The following is a 1,829-nucleotide window of genomic DNA, read 5'->3' as shown; positions in this document are numbered from 1 at the left end:
CCATTCCGCACCGCTCCACCAGCAACCCGACCCCGCTCGCTCAGCACCAACGGCTCACCCTGCTCCGGCAGGCCGTAAACCGCAACGACATCCCTCTCCAGGACCGCGTGGCCGCCACGCTCGTCCTCCTCTACGCGCAGCCGCTCACCCGGATCACACGGCTCACCATCGACGATGTCCTCCGTGAAGACGGCGAGGTCCAGATCCGGCTCGGCGACCCGCCGTCGCCCGTCCCTGAGCCCTTCGCCGGCATGCTGCTGGACTACCTGGGCCAGCGGCCGAACACCATGACCGCAACCAATCCGGGCGCCCGATGGCTCTTCCCAGGCCGCCGGGCCGGACAGCCCATGACCTCGGACACCCTCGAAATCCGCCTCCGCGACCTGGGCTTCCCTACCCAGCGAGGACGCACGTCGGCGATCCGCCACCTCGTACTCCAAGCCCCCGCCCCCGTGGTCGCCCGCATGCTCGGCTACCACGACGACACCACAGCCCAACTCGCCGCCGAGGCAGGAGGAACCTGGCGACACTACGCACCCGGCGACCACACTCGGTGACCGCAGGGCCACCAGCCGCCGTTTGACCTTGCCACTGGCGGCAGGGTTGAACGATGACCGGCATGGACAGCAGCACTGCACCTCCGATCAGCAGGGTCGTCGCCGTCACCGGGGCCGGCACCGGCATCGGCCGGGCCACCGCCCGCGCGTTCGCCGCTGAGGGCGCCCACGTCCTGGCCATCGGCCGGCGGGCCGAACCGCTCCGCGAGACCGCAGCCGGGCACGAGAGGATCACCCCGCTGGCCGCCGACATCACCGCCGAGGGCCAGCCCGAGGGGATCGTCCGAACCGCGCTGGAGGCGCACGGCAGGTTGGACGTGCTGGTCAACAACGCCGGCATCGTGCACGGCGGTGCCCTCGGCACCCTCACGCCGGAGATGATCACGCCGCAGATCGCCACCAATCTGATCGCACCCATCCTGCTGGCCCAGGCCGCGCTGCCGTCCCTCGAGGCGTCCGGCGGAGCGATCGTCAACGTCAGTACGTCGGTGGGGCAGCGTGCTTGGCCGGGCAGCTCGGTCTACGCGGCGACCAAGACCGCGCTGGAACTGCTGACTCGCAGCTGGGCGGTCGAGCTGGCACCCCGCGGGGTCCGGGTGGTGGCGGTCGCGCCCGGCGCGGTCGACACCCCGATCGGCGAGCACCAGGGACTGACGCCGGAACGGATGGCAGCACTACGAGAGTGGCAGCTGGCACACACCCCGCTGGGCCGGATCGGCCGACCGGAGGAGGTGGCCTGGGCAATCACCCAGCTCGCCGCACCAGCCGCGTCGTTCGTCACCGGCGTGGTACTCCCGGTCGACGGCGGGGCGGTCGTGGCGTGATAGGAGTGGCCGTGGAGGTGGAGCGGGTGCAGATCGGTGAGCTGGCCAAGACGACCGGGACGACGGCCCGTGCGCTGCGGCACTACGAGCAGGCGGGGCTGATCTCCTCGGAGCGGGCCCCCAATGGCTACCGCACCTATGACGAGCGGACGGTGGTGCGGGTCCGCAACATCCGCCACCTGCTGGCCGCCGGGCTCACCCTGGACGACGTGCAGATCTTCCTGCCGTGCCTGGACGGAGACGTGACCACGACGCCGCCATCCGACAAGGCCCTGCAGGTCGCGTCAGAGCGACTGACGATCCTCAACGAACGCATCGCCGCCCAGACCGCGATCCGGGACCGGCTCAAGACCGCACTGCGCCACGCAACCGGCGACCGGATCCGGCCGGCGGCCTGACCGCCCGCCTCACCGCAGAGGTTCGAAAGAGCCGGTCCCCATTCGCTCCG

Annotated in this window: 2 protein-coding genes and 1 pseudogene; all 3 read left to right on the top strand. The window is 71.2% G+C overall.

Features of this window, described 5'->3' with window-relative positions:
- Window positions 1–557, top strand: a pseudogene (locus tag ACWD5Q_RS35420) (hypothetical protein); the annotation flags it as partial.
- Window positions 558–610: 53 nt separating this feature from the next.
- A complete protein-coding gene (locus ACWD5Q_RS35415; protein ID WP_451431174.1) occupies window positions 611–1,381 on the top strand; it encodes an SDR family NAD(P)-dependent oxidoreductase in 771 nt (256 codons plus the stop codon).
- A gap of 26 nt (window positions 1,382–1,407) precedes the next feature.
- Window positions 1,408–1,779, top strand: coding sequence for a MerR family transcriptional regulator (locus tag ACWD5Q_RS35410; protein ID WP_451431175.1), 372 nt, complete (start codon window positions 1,408–1,410; stop codon window positions 1,777–1,779).
- Window positions 1,780–1,829 lie beyond the last annotated feature (50 nt).

The organism is Streptomyces sp. NPDC002513, from assembly GCF_053595355.1.
Note: the sequence above shows the minus strand (reverse complement) of the source record. Positions and strands in the feature narration are given on the sequence as shown.

Bases quoted from the DNA above. Each gene is read 5' to 3' on its own strand.
- ACWD5Q_RS35415 (WP_451431174.1), top strand. From the start codon at position 611: ATGACCGGCATGGACAGCAGCACTGCACCTCCGATCAGCAGGGTCGTC.